Origin of the sequence: Bradyrhizobium sp. NBAIM03 (assembly GCF_020194055.1) — a bacterium.
Classification (GTDB): domain Bacteria; phylum Pseudomonadota; class Alphaproteobacteria; order Rhizobiales; family Xanthobacteraceae; genus Bradyrhizobium; species Bradyrhizobium yuanmingense.
The window spans coordinates 1-456 of the sequence record NZ_JADYVS010000142.1 but is presented as its reverse complement, the minus strand read 5'-3'; the positions used below and the strand labels follow the sequence as shown (position 1 = coordinate 456).

At 61.4% G+C, this 456-nt stretch carries 1 protein-coding gene and 1 pseudogene; one reads left to right on the top strand and one right to left on the bottom strand.

Going from position 1 to position 456, the window contains the following annotated elements:
* The coding region (locus tag I6F21_RS37785; RefSeq protein ID WP_225184393.1) for a nitroreductase family protein at nt 1–249 on the top strand (249 nt) is incomplete at its 5' end.
* Between the two features lie 60 nt (nt 250–309).
* On the opposite strand, the pseudogene I6F21_RS37780 reads toward I6F21_RS37785, so the two are convergent.
* Nucleotides 310–456 (bottom strand): annotated as a pseudogene (locus I6F21_RS37780) (endonuclease III); the annotation flags it as partial.

The window sequence follows — 456 nt, the reverse complement described above, 5'->3', positions numbered from 1 at the left end:
GCCAAGATCAACGCCGCCGCGCTGATGAACGGCTCGTTGCAGGGCGGCTATCTGGTGCTTGCTGCCCGTGCGCTCGGTCTGGACTGCGGCCAGATGGCCGGCTTCGATGCAGACAAGGTGAACGAGACGTTCTTCCCCGATGGTCAGTGGAAGGTCAACTTCATCATGAACATCGGCTACGGTGACGCCGAGAAGCTGCACCCGCGCAACCCGCGCCTGTCGTTCGAAGAGGCGTGCAAGATCCTTTGATCGACGACCGGTCGCACAAAGAAAACGGGGACTCGCATCAGACGGTGCAGTCCCCGTTTTTCATTCCTTCGGCGCTGGCGTCTTCGGCCTGAATTCACACAGCGGCTCGATCGCGCAATGCCAACACTCGGGCTTGCGCGCCTTGCACACATAGCGCCCATGCAGGATCAGCCAGTGGTGAGCGTCCTGCCGAAACGCTTCCGGCAC